At 59.7% G+C, this 20,538-nt stretch carries 18 protein-coding genes; 15 read left to right on the top strand and 3 right to left on the bottom strand.

Features of this window, described 5'->3' with window-relative positions; genetic code table 11:
- Nucleotides 1-26: 26 nt before the first annotated feature.
- The 3 genes from AB4N91_RS19425 (at nt 27) to AB4N91_RS19415 (ending at nt 3,403) form a co-directional block, all read left to right on the top strand.
- Nucleotides 27-1,217 (top strand): pyridoxal phosphate-dependent aminotransferase, encoded by a 1,191-nt coding sequence (locus tag AB4N91_RS19425; protein ID WP_010462180.1) that lies wholly within the window; start codon nt 27-29, stop codon nt 1,215-1,217.
- Nucleotides 1,210-2,625, top strand: coding sequence for an aldehyde dehydrogenase family protein (locus AB4N91_RS19420; protein WP_010462179.1), 1,416 nt, complete (start codon nt 1,210-1,212; stop codon nt 2,623-2,625). The genes AB4N91_RS19425 and AB4N91_RS19420 overlap by 8 nt, the downstream gene beginning before the upstream one ends.
- A 73-nt stretch (nt 2,626-2,698) precedes the next feature.
- Nucleotides 2,699-3,403, top strand: coding sequence for an NAD(P)H-dependent oxidoreductase (locus AB4N91_RS19415; RefSeq protein WP_460111623.1), 705 nt, complete (start codon nt 2,699-2,701; stop codon nt 3,401-3,403).
- 202 nt (nt 3,404-3,605) lie between these two features.
- Here AB4N91_RS19415 and AB4N91_RS19410 read toward each other — a convergent pair whose 3' ends face one another.
- Entirely contained in the window at nt 3,606-3,797 is a 192-nt protein-coding gene (locus tag AB4N91_RS19410; RefSeq protein WP_010462174.1) for a YegP family protein, read from the bottom strand.
- A gap of 277 nt (nt 3,798-4,074) precedes the next feature.
- Here AB4N91_RS19410 and AB4N91_RS19405 point away from each other — a divergent pair, with 277 nt between their 5' ends.
- The 6 genes from AB4N91_RS19405 (at nt 4,075) to AB4N91_RS19380 (ending at nt 9,673) form a co-directional block, all read left to right on the top strand.
- A complete protein-coding gene (locus AB4N91_RS19405) occupies nt 4,075-5,043 on the top strand; it encodes a glycosyltransferase family 2 protein (RefSeq protein ID WP_460111620.1) in 969 nt (322 codons plus the stop codon).
- A 3-nt stretch (nt 5,044-5,046) separates the two neighbouring features.
- Entirely contained in the window at nt 5,047-5,757 is a 711-nt protein-coding gene (locus AB4N91_RS19400; protein WP_460111617.1) for a class I SAM-dependent methyltransferase, read from the top strand.
- Entirely contained in the window at nt 5,754-6,140 is a 387-nt protein-coding gene (locus AB4N91_RS19395) for a GtrA family protein (RefSeq protein WP_010462169.1), read from the top strand. The genes AB4N91_RS19400 and AB4N91_RS19395 overlap by 4 nt, the downstream gene beginning before the upstream one ends.
- Nucleotides 6,137-8,251 carry a DUF6311 domain-containing protein gene (locus AB4N91_RS19390; RefSeq protein WP_460111614.1) on the top strand — a complete coding sequence of 705 codons (2,115 nt, stop codon included), beginning with the start codon at nt 6,137-6,139 and terminating at the stop codon, nt 8,249-8,251. Before AB4N91_RS19395 ends, AB4N91_RS19390 begins: the two co-directional genes overlap by 4 nt.
- A gap of 72 nt (nt 8,252-8,323) precedes the next feature.
- On the top strand, nt 8,324-9,250 hold the full coding sequence (locus AB4N91_RS19385) for a LysR substrate-binding domain-containing protein (RefSeq protein ID WP_460111612.1): 927 nt from the start codon (nt 8,324-8,326) through the stop codon (nt 9,248-9,250).
- Nucleotides 9,251-9,307: 57 nt separating this feature from the next.
- Nucleotides 9,308-9,673 (top strand): 5-carboxymethyl-2-hydroxymuconate Delta-isomerase, encoded by a 366-nt coding sequence (locus AB4N91_RS19380; protein ID WP_010462163.1) that lies wholly within the window; start codon nt 9,308-9,310, stop codon nt 9,671-9,673.
- 3 nt (nt 9,674-9,676) lie between these two features.
- Here AB4N91_RS19380 and AB4N91_RS19375 read toward each other — a convergent pair whose 3' ends face one another.
- Both AB4N91_RS19375 and AB4N91_RS19370 read right to left on the bottom strand, forming a co-directional pair.
- Nucleotides 9,677-10,612, bottom strand: coding sequence for a LysR family transcriptional regulator (locus AB4N91_RS19375; RefSeq protein WP_042932312.1), 936 nt, complete (start codon nt 10,610-10,612; stop codon nt 9,677-9,679).
- Between the two features lie 227 nt (nt 10,613-10,839).
- Complete coding sequence (locus AB4N91_RS19370; RefSeq protein ID WP_102594125.1) at nt 10,840-12,033, bottom strand: cyanate transporter; 1,194 nt, start codon at nt 12,031-12,033, stop codon at nt 10,840-10,842.
- A 515-nt stretch (nt 12,034-12,548) separates the two neighbouring features.
- Between AB4N91_RS19370 and AB4N91_RS19365 the strand changes: the two genes are divergently transcribed.
- From AB4N91_RS19365 to AB4N91_RS19340, 6 genes are all read left to right on the top strand, one after another.
- Complete coding sequence (locus tag AB4N91_RS19365; RefSeq protein WP_077750027.1) at nt 12,549-13,931, top strand: glutamine synthetase family protein; 1,383 nt, start codon at nt 12,549-12,551, stop codon at nt 13,929-13,931.
- A 178-nt stretch (nt 13,932-14,109) separates the two neighbouring features.
- Entirely contained in the window at nt 14,110-15,759 is a 1,650-nt protein-coding gene (locus AB4N91_RS19360; protein ID WP_083374808.1) for a phosphoethanolamine transferase, read from the top strand.
- A gap of 73 nt (nt 15,760-15,832) precedes the next feature.
- Entirely contained in the window at nt 15,833-16,495 is a 663-nt protein-coding gene (locus tag AB4N91_RS19355) for a class I SAM-dependent methyltransferase (protein ID WP_460111605.1), read from the top strand.
- 123 nt (nt 16,496-16,618) lie between these two features.
- On the top strand, nt 16,619-17,752 hold the full coding sequence (rnd, locus tag AB4N91_RS19350) for a ribonuclease D (RefSeq protein ID WP_010462151.1): 1,134 nt from the start codon (nt 16,619-16,621) through the stop codon (nt 17,750-17,752).
- Nucleotides 17,749-18,042 carry a YcgL domain-containing protein gene (locus tag AB4N91_RS19345; protein WP_007898694.1) on the top strand — a complete coding sequence of 98 codons (294 nt, stop codon included), beginning with the start codon at nt 17,749-17,751 and terminating at the stop codon, nt 18,040-18,042. Before rnd ends, AB4N91_RS19345 begins: the two co-directional genes overlap by 4 nt.
- A gap of 120 nt (nt 18,043-18,162) precedes the next feature.
- A complete protein-coding gene (locus tag AB4N91_RS19340; RefSeq protein WP_077750022.1) occupies nt 18,163-19,095 on the top strand; it encodes a D-2-hydroxyacid dehydrogenase in 933 nt (310 codons plus the stop codon).
- The last annotated feature ends 1,443 nt before the right edge of the window (nt 19,096-20,538 follow it).

Here is a 20,538-nt window from a genome sequence, read left to right as displayed (position 1 = left end):
TCCAATTTTGTAAAAAGGATACCGCCATGCGCTTTTCCGATCTGACTCAACGCATCGCCGGTGACGGCGCTGCCGCCTGGGACATTCACTACCGCGCTTTGGCGCTGAAAGAGCAGGGCGAAGACATTCTGCTGCTGTCAGTTGGCGACCCGGATTTCGACACCCCGGTGCCGATTGTGCAGGCGGCCATCGACAGCCTGTTGTCCGGCAACACCCACTACGCCGACGTGCGTGGCAAACGCGCACTGCGTGAAAGCATCGCCCGGCATTACGCCAAACGCAGTGGCCAGCACGTTTCGGCGGAGCAGGTCACCGTGCTCGCCGGGGCGCAATGCGCGTTGTTCTGCGTGGCGCAGTGCGTACTGAATCCGGGCGACGAAGTGCTCGTCGCCGAGCCGATGTACGTCACTTATGAAGCCGTGTTCGGTGCCTGCGGTGCGGTGGTGATTCCGGTGCCGGTGCGTTCCGAAAACGGGTTTCGGGTGTTGCCCGAAGACGTCGCCACCCGCATCACGCCGCGTACCCGCGCGCTGGCACTGAACAGTCCACACAACCCGTCCGGCGCCAGTTTGTCGCGCAGCACCTGGCAGGCGCTTGCAGATTTATGCATCACCCACGACCTGTGGCTGATTTCCGATGAGGTCTACAGCGAGTTGCTGTTCGACGGCGAACACATCAGTCCGGCGAGTTTGCCGGGCATGGCCGAGCGCACCGCGACACTCAATAGCCTGTCGAAATCCCACGCCATGACCGGCTGGCGCATCGGCTGGTCAATCGCGCCACCGGCGCTGGCCGAGCACCTGGAAAACCTCGCGCTGTGCATGCTCTACGGTTTGCCGGACTTCGTGCAGGACGCCGCCGTCGTCGCGCTGGAAAGCAACTTGCCGGAACTGGACACGATGCGCGAAGCCTATCGCCAACGCCGCGATCTGGTCTGCGAATGCCTGGCCGACTGCCCCGGCGTGCGGGCCTTGAAACCCGATGGCGGAATGTTCGTGATGGTCGATATCCGCGACACCGGGCTCAGCGCCCAAGCGTTTGCCGACCGCTTGCTCGACCGTCATGGCGTGTCGGTGCTGGCCGGTGAAGCCTTCGGTCCGAGCGCAGCCGGGCATATTCGCCTTGGCCTGGTGCTGGGCGCAGAACCCTTGCGTGACGCCTGCCAGCGAATCACCCGTTGCGCCACTGAACTGATGGAAGCCCATGTCTATGCATAACCACAAGACGCTGTTTATCGATGGCCGCTGGCAGACCCCGTCGGGGCAGGGCATCGCCGAGGTCATCAATCCGGCCACTGAAGAGGTCGCAGGTTCGGTGCCGCTGGGCGATGAGCGCGATGTCGACAACGCGGTGGCTGCGGCGCGCCGGGCCTTCGGTCCATGGTCGCGGACGCCGTCGAGTGTTCGCGCCGGTTACCTGCGTGCCCTCGCCGACCAGTTAAGTGCCCGGGCCGATGAAATGGCTGCGGTCATCACCACCGAGTTGGGGATGCCGGTGCAATGGTGCCGTTCGGTGCAGGTCGACGGGCCCATCATCGGCCTGGAGCAATACGTCGAACTCGCCGGCTTGATGGATGAAGTGCGCGAGGTCGGTAATTCGCTGGTCATCCGCGAGGCGGTCGGTGTGTGCGCCTTCATCAATCCGTGGAACTACCCGCTGCATCAACTGATCGGCAAGCTCGCCCCGGCGCTGGCCGCCGGTTGCACTGTGGTGGTCAAGCCGAGTCAGGAAACGCCGTTGCATGCCTTTTTGCTGGCGCAGATGATCGAAGCGATCGGCTTGCCGGCCGGCGTATTCAATCTGGTCAGCGGACCAGGATCGAAAGTCGGCGAAGCGCTGGCCAAGCACCCGGACGTGGACATGGTGTCGTTCACCGGCTCCACCGGCGCCGGGGTTCGCGTGGCACAAGCGGCGGCGCCTTCGGTGAAGCGCGTGTGCCTGGAACTGGGCGGCAAGTCGCCGCTGTTGATTGCCGAGGATGCCGATCTGGCTGCCGCCGTGCGCTACGGCGTGCAGGACGTGATGATCAACTCGGGGCAGACCTGCACTGCGTTGACCCGAATGTTGCTGCCGGCCAGTCGTTACGCCGAGGCCGTGGAACTGGCGATTGCCGAAACCCAAAGCCTGCGCATGGGCGATCCGCTGGACCCGCAGAGTTTCCTCGGGCCGATGTGCTCGGCGGCGCAGCGTCGCACCGTGCATGACTACATTCAGGCCGGACAACAAGAAGGCGCGCGGCTGGTTTTCGGCGGCGAAACAGCGCAAGCGTTTGAACGCGGTTACTACGTCAGTCCAACGCTGTTCGCCGATGTCGATAACCGCATGCGCATCGCCCAGGAAGAAATCTTCGGGCCGGTGCTGTGCCTGATTCCCTACACCGATGAAGCGCAAGGGATTCAGATCGCCAACGATTCGCCGTTTGGCTTGTCCAGCGGTGTCTGGGCCGGCAGCACCGAACGCGCCTTGCAACTCGGGCGTCAGTTGCGTGCCGGGCAATGCTTTCTCAACGGCGCGGCGTTCAATTATCAGGCGCCGTTCGGCGGCTACAAACAGTCAGGCAATGGCCGGGAATGGGGAGAAGAAGGGCTCAATGAATTTGTGGAAGTGAAGGCGATCCAGGTGTGACCGTTGACGGTTCAAACGATCTGCGCACGGTTATCGCCCACCCATAAAACCTGTAAACGTTTAGGAAATTGCCATGAAAGTCTTGATTGTCCACGCTCACCCGGAGCCGAAATCCTTTACCGCCGCCCTGCGTGACCAGGCGGTGTCGACGCTTGAGGCTCAGGGGCATGAGGTCCGGGTCAGCGACCTGTACGCGATGAACTGGAACCCGGTGGCCAGTGCCGATGACTTTTCCTCGCGGGAGAACCCCGAGTATCTGGTGTACGCGCTGGAGCAACGGCTGGGGGTGAAGAGCCAGTCGCTGGCGCCGGACATTCAGCAAGAACTCGACAAACTGCTGTGGGCTGACTTGCTGATCCTGAACTTCCCGATTTTCTGGTTCTCCGCCCCGGCGATGCTCAAGGGCTGGATTGATCGGGTGTTGGTGTCGGGTATTTGCTACGGCGGCAAACGTTTTTACGACCAGGGCGGATTGAGCGGCAAGAAGGCGCTGGTTACCGTCACCCTGGGCGGCCGTGAGCATATGTTCGGTGATGGCGCGATTCATGGTCCGCTGGAGGATATGTTGCGGCCGATCCTGCGCGGCACGCTGGCCTATGTCGGGTTTGACGTGCTCGAGCCGTTCGTGGCCTGGCATGTGCCGTACATCAGTGACGAAGCACGCAAAGATTTCCTGCAGGGTTATCAGCAGCGTCTGGAGCATCTGAGTGATGACCGGCCGATGCAGTTTCCGCGCTTGTCGCAGTTTGATGAGGCGTTGTATCCGTTGCCTGGTTGAAAGGGGCTTTTGGCGGGGGCTTGAGGGTGTGTTTTCCGGCCCCATCGCGAGCAGGCTCGCTCTTACAGAGGGTTTGTGTACGCCACAGATCTCCTGTGGGAGCGAGCCTGCTCGCGAAGGGGCCAGCGAGTTCAACCCCGAAAAACGAAATATGCCGAAGCTGTTCCCGATTACTGAACAGGTTCGGCAGAGGTGATCGGGTTTAAATCTCCTTCACCGGCGTTTCACCCTCAACCCCTTTGATCAACCCGATGGCATGCAGGCAATCCGCCTTGTTCACATACGACTCGCCACTGGCGATCGTCTCGTGGTTCCCCGCCCTCAAGCGCCAGCGCCATTGTCCTTTGCCGGTGCTCGGCGTGCCTTTGGATTGCCTGTAAATCTCGAAATACATTCTGCTCGCTCCATGCGATGGGTCATCGCGACAACCTGCGTGTCGCATCGGGGGCAAGCCTAGCGGAGCTGGGTTTTTTGGCCATCAGGCATTTGTTTCCAGGCATTTGAAAATATTTCAGCCCGCGCTGCCGGGTCGGTGTGGATGGCCAAAACCCCCGCAGTTTCGCCCTTGCATCACCTCCCTCGGTCCTGCTTAATACGACACGGCTCATGGCGTCGAGCAGCTGTCGACGACCTCGGATTGTAGAAAAATCACTATAAAAAAGAGCAATCAATTGACTCATCAGCACGGAACGCAACTGACCGGGCGTGTGCAGCTTTCGCTCGTGATCCCGGTTTTCAATGAGGCGGCGACCATTGATTTGTTCATCGCGCGGATCACTGACGTCTTCAAGGATGAAACGCTGATCGGTCTGGAAATGGTGTTCGTCAACGACGGCAGCACCGACACCACGCTCGACCTGCTGCTGGAGCGCCAACAGACCGATTCGCGCCTGCGCATCGTCGATCTGAGCCGCAATTTCGGCAAGGAAGCGGCCCTGACTGCCGGCTTGCAGACCGCCACCGGCCAGGTGGTGGTGCCAATCGACGTCGATTTGCAGGACCCGCCTGAAGTGATCCTCGAGATGATCGCCCTTTGGCGTGAAGGCTATGAAGTGGTGCTGGGTCATCGTGTGAGTCGCAAGACCGACTCCTGGGCCAAGCAAACCTCGGCCAACTGGTTTTATCGCCTGCACAACAAAATCGCTGAGCAACATCTGCCGGAAAACGTCGGCGATTTTCGGCTGATGGACCGTTGTGTGGTGGATGCCCTGCAAACCCTGCCCGAGTCCCGGCGCTTCATGAAAGGCCTGTTTGCCTGGGTCGGGTTTCGCACTACGCATGTGAACTACGAGCGCCTTGAACGGGTGGCGGGGGCGAGCAAGTTCAACGGCTGGCGGTTGTGGAACTTCGCGCTGGAAGGCATCACCAGTTTCAGCACCGAACCGCTGCGCATCTGGACGTATCTGGGGCTGTTCGTCTCGCTGATCTCGTTCTCGTTTGCCATTTTCATCATCTTGCGAACCTTGATCTCCGGTGTCGATTTGCCGGGTTATGCGTCGCTGATGGTCGCCGTCACGTTTCTGGGCGGCCTGCAATTGATCGGCATCGGCGTGCTGGGTGAATACCTGGGCCGCACGTATATCGAGTCAAAACGCCGCCCGGTGTATCTGGTGCGGCGCGTCTACGACCCCAAGGACTGAACCATGGATCTCAAGGAAACCGACATCCTCGGTTCGAGCATCGACCAGCACTGGTATTACGCCTCCAAAGCGGCGGCCACCACGCGAATGCTGGGTAACACGCCGGTCACAAGGATTCTCGACGTAGGCGCGGGCTCCGGATTCTTTTCCCACCATTTGCTGAGGCATTCGGCGGCCCGTGAAGCCTGGTGCGTCGACATCAGTTACGACCAGGATTCGGACGCCACCACCGCCGGTAAACCGGTGCATTACCGTCGCGGCATCGACTCGGTGGATGCCGATCTGGTGCTGCTGATGGATGTGCTGGAACATGTCGATGACGACGTCGGGTTGCTCAAGGCTTACGTCGATAAAGTCCCCTCCGGCAGCCGTTTCCTGATGACGGTGCCAGCGTTCCAGTTTCTCTGGAGCGGGCACGATGACTTCCTGGAACACAAGCGCCGCTACACCTTGGCGCAGCTGGAAACGGTGGCCCGGGACGCCGGTTTGAACGTGAAACAGGGGACTTACTACTTCGGCCTGGTGTTCCCGATTGCCGCGACCCTGCGCTTGTTGCCCAAGGGCGCACAACCGTCGCCACCACGCTCGCAACTCAAGCAGCACCACCCACTGGTGAATACGGTTTTGAAGACGCTGTGCAGCGTCGAACTGCCCTTCATGGGCGCGAATCGTCTGGCCGGATTGACCGTGTTTGTCCTGGCGCAGAAGCCGTGACGTCAGCCGAAAAATCCGCCCTGATCCAGCGTGGCCTGCGTTTTGCCGTGACCGGGTTGTTCGTCACGGCCCTGCATGCGCTGGTCGCCGTGTTGTTCATCCATTACGTGCTGCCTCTACCGCCCTTGGCCAACGGCGCGGCGTTTGCCGTGGCGACCGTGGTGTCTTACCTGATCAATACCACGTGGAGCTTTTCCGCCCGTTTGCACGGCAAAACGCTGCTGCGCTTCATGATGGTTTCCGCTGCCGGATTCCTGCTGGCGATGCTGGTGGCCTGGGCTGCGCAAATGGCCGGGCTGCATTATTTGCTGGGGATTGGCGCAGTAGCGCTGACCCTTCCTGCCTTCACCTTTGTATTGCATAACTTCTGGACGTATCGATGAAGGATTTCGCTAGACGCCTGCCACTCAACCTCTTGCCGCTGTTGATCGGTGTTGTGGCCTTTTTCCTCATCATCGGGCCACGGGCGCTGAACCCGCAAAACATCGCGTGGCTGGGCAATGGCGATCCGGCGACCCATTACCTGGGATGGGCTTTTTTCCGGCAGTCGCCGTGGACTTTTCCCATAGGGCTCAATCCTTCCTATGGAATGGAACTGGGCAATGGCATCATTTTTTCTGATTCCAACCCGCTGCTGGCATTTTTGTTCAAACCCTTTGCTGCGCTGTTGCCGACACCTTTTCAGTATTTCGGCCTCTGGTTACTGACCTGCTTCGTCCTGCAGGCGTGGTTTGCCTGGAAGGTAGTGGGGCTGATGTCGTCGCATGTGGGTGTGCGTGCCGTGAGTACGGCGTTGTTGCTCTTTGTTCCGCCAATGCTCATGCGCATGCCCTTTCATTTGTCCCTGGGCGGGCATTTTCTGCTGCTGGCTTCGTTTTACCTGGCCCTGCATCCGCAACTGCGTCGTCGACGCCTGGCCTGGGGCGCATTGCTGGCGACGGTCGCACTGGTCCACGCGTACTTTCTGGCGATGGTTGCACTGATCTGGATCGCCGATCTGGCGGCCGGGTATTTCAAGAAGAAACTGACGCTGCGCTCTGCCTTGATCGAGTTTCTTGCACTGTTTTCACTGGTCAGCTTTTGCTGCTGGCAAGCCGGGTATTTTTCGGTCGGCACCGAAGGCGCGATCTCAGGCGGTTTTGGCATCTACGGCATGAACCTGCTGTCACTGATCGATTCGGGGAACTGGTCCTATGTGCTGAAGGATCTGCCCGGTGTCCAAGGGTTCGGTGACGGCGAAGGGTTTGTCTTTCTGGGACTTGGCCTGATCACGCTGGGCCTCTATGCCTTGGTCGGTTTACTGCAAGGCAATACCGGCTTCGGGCAACAGGTGCGGCGGCGACCCTTTTTGCTGTTGGCGCTGATTGGGCTGACGGTGTTCGCCATTTCAAATCATGTGGCGTTGGGCTTGCTCGAGTTCACCTATCCGCTGCCGCCCGTGGTGATTTCCATCGCCAACATCTTCCGCGCCTCGGGGCGAATGTTCTGGCCGGTGTACTACGCGATCATCTTCGCCATCATTTTCCTGGTCATTCGCGCCAACACGCCGCGCACGGCCGTTTGCCTGCTGTCGCTGGCGTTGCTGATACAAATGGTGGACACCCACGCCGGCTGGGCAGGGGTGCGCAAGCAATTGATGATGGAACCGGCGTCGAAGTGGGCGTCGCCCATGGTCGATCCGTTCTGGGAAAGCGCGGCAGCCCATTACAAGAACATTCGCTGGATCGTTCCGCAGAATCTGTCCCCGAAGTGGATGTCGGTGGCTGATTTTGCCGGCGCCCACGGTCTGGCGACCAATGCCGTTTACCTGGGGCGGATGGACACGGCCAACTGGATCGAATCCGAGCAGCAGACGGCCCGGGAAATGGCGTCGGGTAAATATGACGCCGACTCGTTGTACCTGCTCGATGAGCGTGCGTTGATCCAGTCGGTGAGAAACATTAATACCCAAACGGATCTCTTCGCCCGGATTGACGGCTTCACAGTGCTGGCTCCGGGCTGGAAGCAGTGCGGCACTTGCTTGCAGGCGACCTCGCAAATCAATCCGCTGGACCTGGTACCCGCCCTCGAACCCGGACAAAAGACGCTGTTCACTTACGGCAATAAGGGCGGCGCGTTGCTGGCCAAGGGCTGGTCCGAGACTGAACCCTGGGGTGTCTGGTCCAAAGGCCCGGACGCTGAAGTCATGTTCCGGCCCCTGGCGCCCGTGCATTCCTTGCGCCTGGAGACCACGGCGTTTCTACCTCCCGGCCATGGGCGTCAACGTGTCGGCATCAGCATCAACGGCCTGCCGGCAACGAATACCCAACTTGAACAGGCCGATGGCAATGTGATCGATATTCCCCTTACGGCCGAGATGCAACAACGGGTGTCGAGTCAGGGTGTCGTCAGGTTGCAACTGCAGTTTGCCGACGCGGTCAGCCCGAAACAGTTCGGGCTCGGCCAGGACGTTCGCCAACTTGCGCTCGGATTGAAGACCTTGACGGTCAATTGAAAGCCAACGCACGTAGACGCCCCCGTCGCGCCTTTCTAAACTGCCCGCAGTGTTGGGGAACGGGGGCAAGGAATGAATCGCAACGAACTGCGCAAGGCTGACATCAACCTGATGGTGGTGTTCGAAACGTTGATGCTGGAGCGCAACGTCACGCGTGTGGCGGAGAAGCTGTTTCTCGGCCAGCCGACCATCAGTGCCGCGCTTAACCGCTTGCGGACGATGTTCAACGATCCACTGTTCATTCGCGTCGGCCATCGCATGGAGCCGACCGCGCGGGCCGAGGAAATCATCCTGCACCTGTCGCCAGCGCTGGACTCGTTGTCAGTGGCCCTTAGCCTGACCCATGATTTTGGTCCGGCCAGCAGCACCATGACCTTTCGCATCGGGCTGTCGGATGACGTCGAGTTCGGCCTGTTGCCGCCGCTGCTGCGCGCCTTGCGCCAGGAAGCGCCGAAGGTGGTGTTCGTGGTTCAGCATGTCGATTACTGGCGCATTCCCGACTTGCTGGCCTCCGGTGATATCACGGTCGGCATCAGCCAGACCCGCGGCCTGCCAGCCAATGCCAAACGCAAGTTGTTGCGGCACATCCAGCCGAGCATTTTGCGCGCCGATGCCTCGGACACCCCGCTGACCCTCGATGAATATTGCTCACGACCGCACGTGCTGGTGTCGCACACCGCCAACGTCAGTGGCTACGCTGATGAATGGCTGGCGGAGATCGGCCGCACGCGCCAAGTCGTGCTGTCGGTGCCGCAGTACAGTTCGTTGCCGGCCTTGCTCGCCGGCACCGACCTGATCGCCAGCCTGCCGGATTACGCCGCCGAGGCGATGGCCGCCTCGGGTCAGTTATTCAAGGAAGCCTTTCCGTTCAAGACCCCGACACTGGACTTGTCCATGGTCTGGCTCAGCCATGTCGATACCGATCCGGCCGAACGCTGGTTGCGCGCGCGGCTGGAGGCGTTCATGAGTGAGCGTCTTGAATCGCCGCTGTCCAAATGAGTCGGACGACGCTGTGTTATATGTAGGTCCTTTCTGCACACTACCAGGAGCCAGACCATGCCCCACCTGCACATGGAATACACCGCCAACCTGCCTGAGCTTAACGCTGACGTGGCGTTGATTCGGCTCAATAATGCCTTGGTGGCTTCCGGTCAGTTTGCTGCGGAGTTCGATATCAAGAGCCGTGCGGTGAAGGTCGAGACGTTCAAGATCGGCACGGCGATGGGGGAGCGGGCGTTTGTGCATGTGAAGCTGGCGCTGCTGAGCGGTCGCTCGCCGCAGATCAAAAAACAGTTATCCGAGAGCCTGCTGACCGTGGTGCAGGAGCTGTGTGAATGGCCGTCGGGGGTTGAAGTCCAGTTGTGCGTGGAGATCCTCGACATCGACCGGGAGTCCTACACCAAGACGGCCATCGGCCACTGAGTTTCAGGCCATATCCTGCTCGGCGCAGGCTTTGATCACCTGCTCGCGCAGCCACGTGTTGGCGCTGTCCTGATCGACACTTTGACTCCACTGCATGTCCAGGGTGAAACCCGGCAAGCCGTTGGGCGCTTCGCAGTGATTGAAGATCGCCTCGTTGGCCAGCAATTGCTGGATACGGCGGGGCAACGTCAGGATGAAGTCAGTGCCGGTGATCATTTTCAGCGCCGCGCTGTAGCTGTTGGAGCGCGCGATAATCTGCCGTTTATGCGCCTGTCGCGCCAGCCAGCCATCGACCATGTTGGTGGTGGAGGTCCACGGTGTCGGAAACACATGCCGGCGTTCGACAAACGCCTTCAGGCTTAAACGGGGTTCCAGTGGCGTGGCGCGTTTGTCGAAGACGCAGACCAGATCATCTTCGAGCAACAACCGGGATTTGAGGTCGCTGTGGCTGCGATGAAGATGGGGGCCAAAACAAATCACCAGGTCGAGGCTGCCATCGCGCAGGTCTTCGGCGGGGATGTCGGTTTCGAACTTGTGCATGTTGACCATCACCGGCAGGTCGGCGAAATCAAAGCTTTTCAACAGGCGCGGCAGGATCAACTGCTCGAAGTATTCCGGTGCGCAGATGTTGAACGTGACCGGTTGCAAGGTCGGGTCGAACGCCTGGGCGCCGGCATGGCAGAGGTTGATGCTTTCGAGGATCTTCAGCACGTGGGTGTACATGGTGCTGGCTTTGTAAGTGGGGCGCATACCCGTGCGGGTATTAATGAATAACTCGTCTTCAAAACTGGTGCGCAGTTTCTTCAGGCAGTAACTCACGGTGGACTGGCTGACGCACAGCGCCTCCGACACACCGGTGACGCTGCTTTGCTCATACACGGCGACAAACACCATGAGGTCTTGCATATCGAGCTTTCTAAGCAAGTTACTGTTCAGCATCCGTTCTGTCTCGCTGTGCTCCTTGCGCTGACTGTGCGCAAACGTGTGCGAACGATCCTAACGGAACGATGGTGCCAGGAGAATGCCCTGTAAGACGTTTCACAGTCAGTTGTGGGACAGAAAATGTAACGAACACGACTTATGAATTTAATCCCATAAAACATGGCCGAAGGCCTTTACCCATGAGCGGTGGCAGGCACCGTGCGACAAGGTGTTGGACAACGTGCTCAGGTAGCGCCAGGAAATTGCCGGGCGTAATGCCGCGGATTGAAACGCAGGGCGATCAGGATCATCAGCGCCATGACACCGGTCAGGCACCACCAGGCCGATTCGAAGCTGCCCGACCGATCTCGGACCATCCCGGCCATCAGCGGCGAAAGACCGGCGATCAGGTAGCCGATGCCTTGTACGAAGGCCGTCAGCCCGCCGGCGCGTTGCGGGTTGTCGAGATGATCCAGCGACACAATCAGGCTCATCGGGAACAGACCGCCGATGCCCAGCCCCAACAGGCACGGCCACAGCAGGCTGAAGTGTTGCGGGCTGAGGATCAGCCCACAGAAACCGGCCATGATCAGCGCCAGCAACACCACCAGCACCAGGCGTCGGTCACGGCTGCGGTTGGCGATGGCGGGGGTCACCAGCCCGGACAGCACTTCCATGGCCGTCAAGAAGCCCAGCAGCAAACCGGCGTTTTGTTCGCTCCAGCCCTTTTCCACGTAGTACGGCGCCAGCCAGGCCAGCACACAGGTGTAGGACGCAGTGCCCAAACCGAAGAAGACGGCGAGTAACCAGGCGCGGGAATGAGTGAGGAACGATGTGTTGCGTGGTGCGAGTACCGTTGGCGCCGATGTCCCCGCACGCCCCAGGCCCCAGAACAGCAATGCCACCAGGGCCAGCGCGGCCCAGATTGCCAGGCCCGCGCGCCAACTGCCGGTACGGGCCATCACCAGGGGCGCAAACGAGGCCGCTATCGCCGCACCGCCCATGATCGACGTCACGTAGAGCCCCATGCACACGGCAACGTTGTCGCTGAACCTGGATTTGATCAGCGCCGGCGTCAATGCCTGGATCAGCGCAATACCGATGCCGGCCAGCATGGCGCTGAGGATCAGTTCGGCGGCCGAGTCCACGAACAGCCGCGAGACCGTGGCCAGACCAATGATCGACAGTGAAATCACCACCGTGCGTTGTTCGCCAAGGCGTTGGCTGACGCTCAAGCCGAAGAACATCGCCAGCCCCATGGCCATGACCGGCAGCATGGTCAGCAGCGAGGCCAGGCTGAAACTCAACGGGATGTCCCCGCGAATGGCCGACAGCAAAGGCCCGACGGCCGCCATCGACGGACGCAGGTTCAGGGCGACGAGAAGGATGCTGACCATCAGCCAGAGGGCAGGGCGGGAAGTTGCGCGAACGTTTTCCATCAATCGGGCCTTGAAAAATCAGGAGCCGATTAGGCGCGCGAGGGCGGGAGGCCGCAAATCAGATAGTGCGCAGCGGTATTTAAAAATTAAATACCGGTGCCACACCGTGGATCCCCTGTTGGAGCGAGCCTGCTCGTGATAGCGGTGTTTCAATCGATGCATGTGCTGACTGACACACCGCTATCGCGAGCAGGCTCGCTCCCACAGGGATCGGCGGTGTTTGGGAGAATGATTGTTTAGCCAGCCCACACCCAAAGTTCTTCAAATCCCGATTTAACGACCTGAGCGCCCGTGTGACGCTGCTGCTCATCTGTTTTCTGCGGTTATCTCTATGGACGGTTGTCCCGTCGCACTTCCCTCTGAATTAGCCTTCTGGGCGTTATGGCACTGCCGTCACGCACGCCCACCGGATGCCTGCCTTTCCCGTTGATTCTTCTGACAGGTCCCGCGCTGTGCGCCGGGATCAAACCGGCAGCGCCTGCGCGTTTGCCTGACGCGGAAACAAGAGAATTCCCATGAGTTGTGCCACGACCTCCTTCGCCACGAAGCAAGAAGCTTTGACCTTTCTCGAACAGAACCCGGATATCGAGATGTTCGAACTGTTCATCCTCGACAACAACGGCGTGCCACGGGGCAAGTTGCTGCATCGTGATGAACTGCTGGCGGTGTACGAAAGCGGAAGGCCGTTGCCGAGCACCATTCTCGGCCTGACCATCAACGGCGATGACGTGGAAAACTCAGGCCTGGTCTGGGACGTCGGCGACATCGATTGCCGGGCGTACCCGATCAGCGGCAGTTTGACGCGCATGCCGTGGCGGTTGATTCCGACGGCGGCGGTGCAGGTCAGCATGCACCCCAAAGAAGGCATGCCGGCGACGATTGCTGATCCACGGCATCTGCTGGCGAAGGTGATCGAAGGCTTGCAGGCCGACGGTTATTACCCGGTGATGGCGGCGGAGCTGGAGTTCTATTTGCTCGATCAGCAGCGCGACAGCAACGGTCGGCCGCAACCGGCGCGGGACGTCGATGGCGGGCGTCCGCGCTCGACGCAGGTCTACGGTTTGCGGGAGCTGGAGCAGATCGAGCCGTTTCTGGCGGATCTCTACAGTGCCTGCAAATTGCAGGGCATTCCGGCGCGCACGGCGATTTCCGAATACGCGCCGGGGCAAGTGGAAATCACCCTCGAACACCGCACCGATGCCCTACAGGCGATGGACGAAGCGGTGCGTTACAAGCGACTGGTCAAGGGTGTTGCGCATAAACACGGGATGGCCGCCTGCTTTATGGCCAAACCGTTCGATGACCTGGCGGGCACCGGCATGCACATGCACGTCAGCCTGGCGGACAAGGACGGCAACAACCTGTTCGCCAGCGAGTCCGCGGACGGCACGCCGCTGCTCAAACAAGCGGTCGGCGGCATGCTCAGTACCTTGCTCGATTCGCTGCTGCTGTTCTGCCCGAACGCCAACTCCTACCGTCGATTCCAGACCAACAGCTATGCGCCGCTGGCAGCGACTTGGGGAGTGGACAACCGCACCGTGAGTTTGCGCGTACCCGGTGGCCCGGCGTTCTCGCGGCACATCGAGCACCGCATCTGCGGCGCTGACGCCAACCCGTATCTGGCCGCCGCAGCAATTCTGGCCGGCATCCATCGCGGCATTCGTGAACAGCTCGACCCGGGCGCGCCCGTGGAAGGCAATGGTTACGCCCAGGCCACGGAGTTGTTGCCAACCGATTGGCTGACCACCTTGCGGGCGCTGGAAGGTTCGACCTGGGCGCGTGAAGCGTTCGGCGCAGAATTCCTCGGCGTGTACCTGGCGGTGAAGCGCGCCGAGTATCGGCAATTCATGGGCGAAGTTGGCGAGCAGGACTGGCGTTGGTATTTGCATCAGGCCTGAACAAAAGCTGAACCATTCTCAAATAAGTAAAAGTACCGAGTGGATAACAGGAGCCAACTAATCGTTGGCTTCTTTTTCACAAAAAATTGATGGTTGGCTGCCTAAAGTTAGTGCTGTCACGGTAAATGAAATTTTCACATTTGCCATGAACACTTCTTTTCAGGAATAGCCCATCACTATGTTGAAGTTCAAACCCGTGCGCCCGGAGTGGGTGACACTGATTGCCAGCGCCTTTCTGCTGATTGGCTTTAATCCAGTGCTCTGGCAGCGCTTGTTTGACATCACCGCCGCGGACGGTAAAGGCATCGTCATGCTTGTCGCCTTTGGCGTGATGATTCTGGCGGCCTTCAATATTGTGCTGACCTTTCTGGCGTTCCGCTACGTAATGAAGCCGGTCCTGATGCTGATGTTTATGGTCAGCGCGGGCGTGGCGTACTTCATGAGTCAATACGGTGTGCTGATTGACACCGGCATGTTGCGCAACTTCGCGCAAACCAACGCGACGGAAGTGCGTGACTTACTCTCACTGAAGTTGCTGGTCTATATTCTTCTGCTCGGTGTTTTGCCTTCATGGTTGTTGTGGAAAGTTCCGGTTGATTACCGCCGCTGGCACCGTGAGTTGGTAAGTAAGGCGCTGGTGAGTGTTGCTTCAGTTGCGGTGATCGGTGGTGTCGCGCTGGTGAACTATCAAGGGCTGTCTTCGTTGTTTCGCAATCACCATGAATTGCGCCTGATGGTGGTGCCGAGTAACTACATCGGTGCTTCGTTCGGCTTTCTGCGCGAGCAAGTAGTCTCTGCCCGGCAACCCTTCGTCAAGGTCGGTGAAGATGCCCAGCGAAATCCCGCCTGGCAAACCCACGGCCGTAAATCCCTGACAGTGCTGGTTGTCGGCGAAAGTGCCCGGGCCGAGAACTTCGGCATCCTCGGTTACGACCGCGACACCACCCCCAAACTGGACAAGGAACCCGGCCTGATCGCTTTCACCGACGTGCATTCCTGCGGCACGGAAACAGCCGTGTCCGTGCCGTGCATGTTCTCGAACATGGGCCGCAAGAATTACAACGCCAGCACCGCGAAGAATGAAGAGGGCTTGCTGGACGTGCTCAAGCGCGCCGGTCTCGACGTGATCTGGCGTGACAATCAATCGGGCTGTAAAGGCACGTGCGATCGGGTCACCCTCGATGACGTCAGCAACCTCAAGGACCCGGTGTTGTGCGCCAACAGTGAATGCCGCGACGAAATTCTCCTGCAAGGTCTGCAGCACTTCATCGATACGCTGGACAAGGACACCGTGCTGGTCCTGCACCAGATGGGCAGCCATGGCCCGGAATACTTCAAGCGTTACCCGAAAGAGTACGAACGCTTCACGCCCGTCTGTGAAAGCAACGCACTGAACAATTGCAGCCGCGAAAGTATCGTCAATGGCTACGACAACACGCTGGTGTACACCGACCACGTGCTGTCGACGTTGATTGATACGTTGCGCAGCAACCAGGACAAAGTCGATACCGCGATGGTTTACCTGTCGGACCACGGCGAGTCGCTGGGCGAGTACAACTTGTTCCTCCATGGCACGCCTTACATGCTGGCGCCGGAACAGCAGAAACGCGTGGCCATGCTGGCGTGGTTCTCCGACAGCTACCAAAAGTCGTTCTCGGTGGACACCCATTGCCTGCAACTGAGCCGGGACAAGCCGCTGAGCCAGGACAACTTGTTCCATTCGATGCTTGGTCTGCTGGAGGTCAACAGCAAGGTCTACAACCAGGATCTGGACATGTTTGCCGGTTGCCGCGGCGCTGTGATCGACGGAGTGTTGGCCAAAGAGTAAGTGTTTCGACCTTTTTTTCACGCATCGGTCGCTAATCTGCTACCGGTACATATTCCGACAAGAGTCATTGCACATGTCCGCGCAGCCCCCTTCCGCCATCGAGCTTGAGTTCGCCCGGCGCTACGATCAGGAACACGCCCGCATCTGCCTTCAGCCGCGACCGCGTGGCCTGGCGGGGCGCATGGCGTTCTGGCGCGACGAGCAACTGGTGCGCAACGCGCTCAAGGTCGCCGGCGAACCGGGCCTGATGCTGGATGTGGCGTGCGGTGCCGGGCGTTACTGGCCGGTGTTGGCCGAGCACGCGAACCGGGTGATCCTCGCGTCCGACCCGTCGCAGGACATGCTCAACCACGCCCAGACACATCATTCGCAGAGTCTGCTCAAGCGAATCAAAACGTTCCAGAGTTCAGCCTTCACCCTCGGCTTGTCGGCGAACGCGGTCGACAGCATTTTTTGCATGCAACTGTTTCAGCATATCGACAGCCCGGAGCATCGGTTGGCCCTGCTGGCGGAGTTCCATCGTGTGAGTCGCGATACGGTGATTGTGGCGGTACGAGTCGATGCACATTTCAAGCTGCGCCGCCCAGGCACAACGAGCGCTCCCCCCCGGCAGCTGGCCGGCAAGGCCGAAGTCGAAGCCGAATTCAGGCTGGCGGGTTTCAGTTTGCTCAGTCATCAGGACTTCTTGCCCGGTTGTGCTCGGATGCGGGTCTATGTGCTGCGTAAGGTCGGTTAACCTCCGCTTGTCAGACATTTCTTGCCGTCTGGCAGGCATTTTCGCTAAAGCTCTTGTTCAGTGGATGCGCGGAAATCGCCGGGGGCGATATATACTGCGCGCCATTCTTCAAGGGAGAGCCGTGTGGCCATCGATATTCACTGGATTCGCGACAACGATAGCCTCGGTCAGTTTTGCGCCGAGTGGCAGCAGCTGCCATTCGTTGCCCTCGACACCGAATTCATGCGGGTCGACACCTTTTACCCGATCGCAGGCTTGCTGCAGATCGGTGATGGCGTACGCGCTTACCTGATTGACCCACTGACCATCGACAACTGGCAGCCTCTGGCCGCGTTGCTGGAAAACCCGGCCGTGGTCAAAGTCGTCCATGCGTGCAGTGAAGACCTCGAAGTATTGCTGCGTCTGACCGGCAGCCTGCCGGCGCCGCTGTTCGATACGCAACTGGCCGCCGCTTACCTGAACCTCGGCTTCTCGATGGGTTATTCGCGGTTGGTGCAGGAAGTGCTCGGCATTGACCTGCCCAAGGGCGAAACCCGTTCCGACTGGCTGCAACGTCCGCTGTCCGACACCCAGATCAGCTACGCCGCCGAAGATGCCTTGCACCTGGCGGAAGTTTTCATACAGCTGCGTCCGAAGCTGTCCGACGACAAGTACGCCTGGGTCCTGGAAGACGGCGCCGAACTGGTGGCCAACCTGCGCCGCGAGATCGATCCCTACGAGGTCTATCGCGAAGCCAAGCTGGCCTGGAAGCTCTCCCGCGCCCAACTCGCCGTGTTGCGTGAACTCTGCGCCTGGCGTGAGCGTGAAGCCCGCGCCCGCGACCTGCCGCGCAATCGCATCGTCCGTGAGCACTCGCTGTGGCCGTTGGCACGCACGCAACCGGACAACCTCGGCGCGCTGGCGAAAATCGAAGACATGCACCCGCGTACCGTGCGTCAGGACGGCGAATTTCTGCTTGATCTGATCAAGCGCTCTGGCAGTGTGTCGCCAGATCAATGGCCGCCCGCCGTGCCGGAGCCATTGCCGGTGGACGCCGCCAATCTGGTCAAACAGCTGCGTGCGATCGGCCAGGCCGAAGCCGAGCGCCTGAACATTGCGCCGGAACTGATGCTGCGCAAGAAAACCCTGGAAGCGCTGCTCAAGAGCGGCTACCCCAACGGTCCTTACCAATTGCCTGATTCGCTGCGTGGCTGGCGCCGCGAATTGATGGGCCAGGCGCTGCTCGACAGCCTGGCCACCGCCGGAGAACAGCCTTGAAACGTATTTGCTCCATCTATCGAAGCCTGAAGAAAAACGAGATGTACCTCTATGTGCTCAAAAGCGATGCACTGGAGCGTGTCCCGGAAAGTCTGATGGCCGCCTTCGGCAAACCTCATCACGCTTTCGATCTGGTGCTGACCCCCGAGCGCAAACTGTCGCGCGAGGACATCACCGTGGTCCTGGAAAACCTTGAGAAGCAGGGCTACCACCTGCAAATGCCACCGGCCGAAGACGAATACATCGAACACTTGCCGGAAGAATTGCTGCGACGCAACGACCCGATGTGATCGGCAGACAGGCTCTGTTCAGAGTCTGTGTGAAACACTGGAATGATTTTGGCGATGGCCAGGGCGACGGAGCGAAACTCCGTCGGCGGCCGTTTGCTCTGTTTTCGAAAGGTTTGAACCATGCGCGTTCTGATTGCTGAACACGACCACCCTGTGTACGCCCAACTGTTGCGCCAGGCTGCGCCTGATCTGGAAGTGCTGACCAGCGGCGACTCCGCCGAACTGGCCAGCCAGGCGGCCGACTGCCCGATCTGGCTGGGTCAGCCGGACCTGTTGGCGAACCTGTTGCGCCAGGGCCACCAGCCACAATGGCTGCAATCGACCTGGGCCGGCATCACGCCGCTGCTGGCCGACGGTTTGCGCCGCGATTACCGGCTGACGCGTGCGGTGGGGATTTTTGGTCAGGTCATGGCCGAATACGTCCTGACCTACATGCTTGGCCACGAGCGCGAAGTGCTGGCGCGGTTGGTCAGCCAGGTCGAGCGCAAGTGGGACAGTCGTCAGGGCCAGAGCCTGGCGGGACGCAAGGTGTTGATCGTCGGCACCGGTGACATCGGTCAGACCGTGGCAAAGTTCCTCGTGCCATTTGGTGTTGAGCTGTACGGTATCGCCAGCGAAGCCCGCGAGCAGGCGCCGTTTGTTGAAGTCGGCGTGCTGGCGGACTTGCCACGGCTGGTCGGTGAAGTGGATTTCGTCATCAATCTGCTGCCCAACACCCCCAATACCCACGACTTGTACGACGCGGCGCTGTTCAAGCAGTTCAAGCCGACCGGGTTGTTCATCAATGTCGGGCGCGGCGTGGCCGTGGTCGACGCGGATCTGGTGGAAGCCTTGAAAGAAGGGCATCTGGCGGGCGCGGTCATCGACGTTTGCCGTCAGGAGCCGCTGCCGCAGCGTCATCCATTCTGGACCGCCTGGGGCCTGCTGCTGACCGGCCACAGCTCGGCACCGACCTCGCCATCAATGATGGTCAAGCTGTTTGTCGAAAACTTGCGGGCGTATCAGGCGGGCGAGGCGTTGCGCGGGGAAGTCGACTTCAACCGCGGCTACTGAACCCACCGCTCACTCGAACAGTGTGCAAAACCTGTGGGAGCGAGCTGCTCGCGATGGCGGTGTGACAGTCAACGTTGATGTTGAATGTGACGGCCTCATCGCGAGCAGGCTCGCTCCCACATGGGTTCGGCTGTGAATCCACTATTTTGTGAACACCAGGAATCAACTGTGGGAGCGAGCCTGCTCGCGATGGCGGTGTATCAGTCAACGTTGATGTTGAACGTGACGGCCTCATCGCGAGCGGGCTCGCTCCCACATGGGTTCTGCTGTGAATGCACTATTTTGTGAACACCAGGAATCAACTGTGGGAGCGAGCTGCTCGCGATGGCGGTGTGACAGTCAACGTTGATGTTGAATGTGACGGCCTCATCGCGAGCAAGCTCGCTCCCACATGGGTTCGGCTGTGAATCCACTATTTTGTGAACACCAGGAATCAACTGTGGGAGCGAGCCTGCTCGCGATGGCGGTGTATCAGTCAACGTTGATGTTGAATGTGACGGCCTCATCGCGAGCAGGCTCGCTCCCACATGGGTTCTGCTGTGAATCCACTATTTTGTGAACACCAGGAATCAACTGTGGGAGCGAGCCTGCTCGCGATAGCGGTGTGACAGTCAACGTTGATGTTGAATGTGACGGCCTCATCGCGAGCAGGCTCGCTCCCACATGGTTTCTGCTGTGAATCCACTATTTTGTGAACACCAGGAATCAACTGTGGGAGCGAGCCTGCTCGCGATGGCGGTGTGACAGTCAACGTTGATGTTGAATGTGACGGCCTCATCGCGAGCAGGCTCGCTTCCACATGCGTTCTGCTGTGAATCCACTATTTTGTCAACACCAGGAATCAACTGGGGAGCGAGCCTGCTCGCGATGGCGGTGTGGCTGTCAACGTTGATGTTGAATGTGACGGCCTCATCGGGAGCAGGCTCGCTCCCACATGGGTTGTGCTGTGAATCCACTATTTTGTGAACACCAGGAATCAACTGTGGGAGCGAGCCTGCTCGCGATGGCGGTGTGACAGTCAACGTTGATGTTGAATGTGACGGCCTCATCGCGAGCGGGCTCGCTCCCACATGGGTTCTGCTGTGAATCCACTACTTTGTGAACGCCAGAAATCAACTGTGGGAGCGAGCTGCTCGCGATGGCGGTGTATCAGTCAACGTTGATGTTGAACGTGCCGGCCTCATCGCGAGCAGGCTCGCTCCCACATGGGTTGTGCTGTGAATCCACTATTTTGTGAACACCAGGAATCAACTGTGGGAGCGAGCCTGCTCGCGATGGCGGTGTATCAGTCAACGTTGATGTTGAACGTGACGGCCTCATCGCGAGCAGGCTCGCTCCCACATGGGGTCTGCTGTGAATCCACTATTTTGTGAACACCAGGAATCAACTGTGGGAGCGAGCCTGCTCGCGATAGCGGTCTGTCAGTCAATATTGACGGAGACT

It is taken from the genome of Pseudomonas sp. H3_D04 (assembly GCF_054669175.1).
The sequence above is the reverse complement of the archived record's forward strand: the minus strand, read 5'-3'. Positions and strand labels throughout refer to the sequence as shown.

Coding starts and splice junctions, on each gene's coding strand:
- AB4N91_RS19425 (WP_010462180.1), top strand. CDS start 27: ATGCGCTTTTCCGATCTGACTCAACGCATCGCCGGTGACGGCGCTGCC.
- AB4N91_RS19420 (WP_010462179.1), top strand. CDS start 1,210: ATGCATAACCACAAGACGCTGTTTATCGATGGCCGCTGGCAGACCCCG.
- AB4N91_RS19415 (WP_460111623.1), top strand. CDS start 2,699: ATGAAAGTCTTGATTGTCCACGCTCACCCGGAGCCGAAATCCTTTACC.
- AB4N91_RS19410 (WP_010462174.1), bottom strand. CDS start 3,797: ATGTATTTCGAGATTTACAGGCAATCCAAAGGCACGCCGAGCACCGGC.
- AB4N91_RS19400 (WP_460111617.1), top strand. CDS start 5,047: ATGGATCTCAAGGAAACCGACATCCTCGGTTCGAGCATCGACCAGCAC.
- AB4N91_RS19390 (WP_460111614.1), top strand. CDS start 6,137: ATGAAGGATTTCGCTAGACGCCTGCCACTCAACCTCTTGCCGCTGTTG.
- AB4N91_RS19385 (WP_460111612.1), top strand. CDS start 8,324: ATGAATCGCAACGAACTGCGCAAGGCTGACATCAACCTGATGGTGGTG.
- AB4N91_RS19380 (WP_010462163.1), top strand. CDS start 9,308: ATGCCCCACCTGCACATGGAATACACCGCCAACCTGCCTGAGCTTAAC.
- AB4N91_RS19375 (WP_042932312.1), bottom strand. CDS start 10,612: ATGCTGAACAGTAACTTGCTTAGAAAGCTCGATATGCAAGACCTCATG.
- AB4N91_RS19370 (WP_102594125.1), bottom strand. CDS start 12,033: ATGGAAAACGTTCGCGCAACTTCCCGCCCTGCCCTCTGGCTGATGGTC.
- AB4N91_RS19365 (WP_077750027.1), top strand. CDS start 12,549: ATGAGTTGTGCCACGACCTCCTTCGCCACGAAGCAAGAAGCTTTGACC.
- AB4N91_RS19360 (WP_083374808.1), top strand. CDS start 14,110: ATGTTGAAGTTCAAACCCGTGCGCCCGGAGTGGGTGACACTGATTGCC.
- AB4N91_RS19355 (WP_460111605.1), top strand. CDS start 15,833: ATGTCCGCGCAGCCCCCTTCCGCCATCGAGCTTGAGTTCGCCCGGCGC.
- AB4N91_RS19340 (WP_077750022.1), top strand. CDS start 18,163: ATGCGCGTTCTGATTGCTGAACACGACCACCCTGTGTACGCCCAACTG.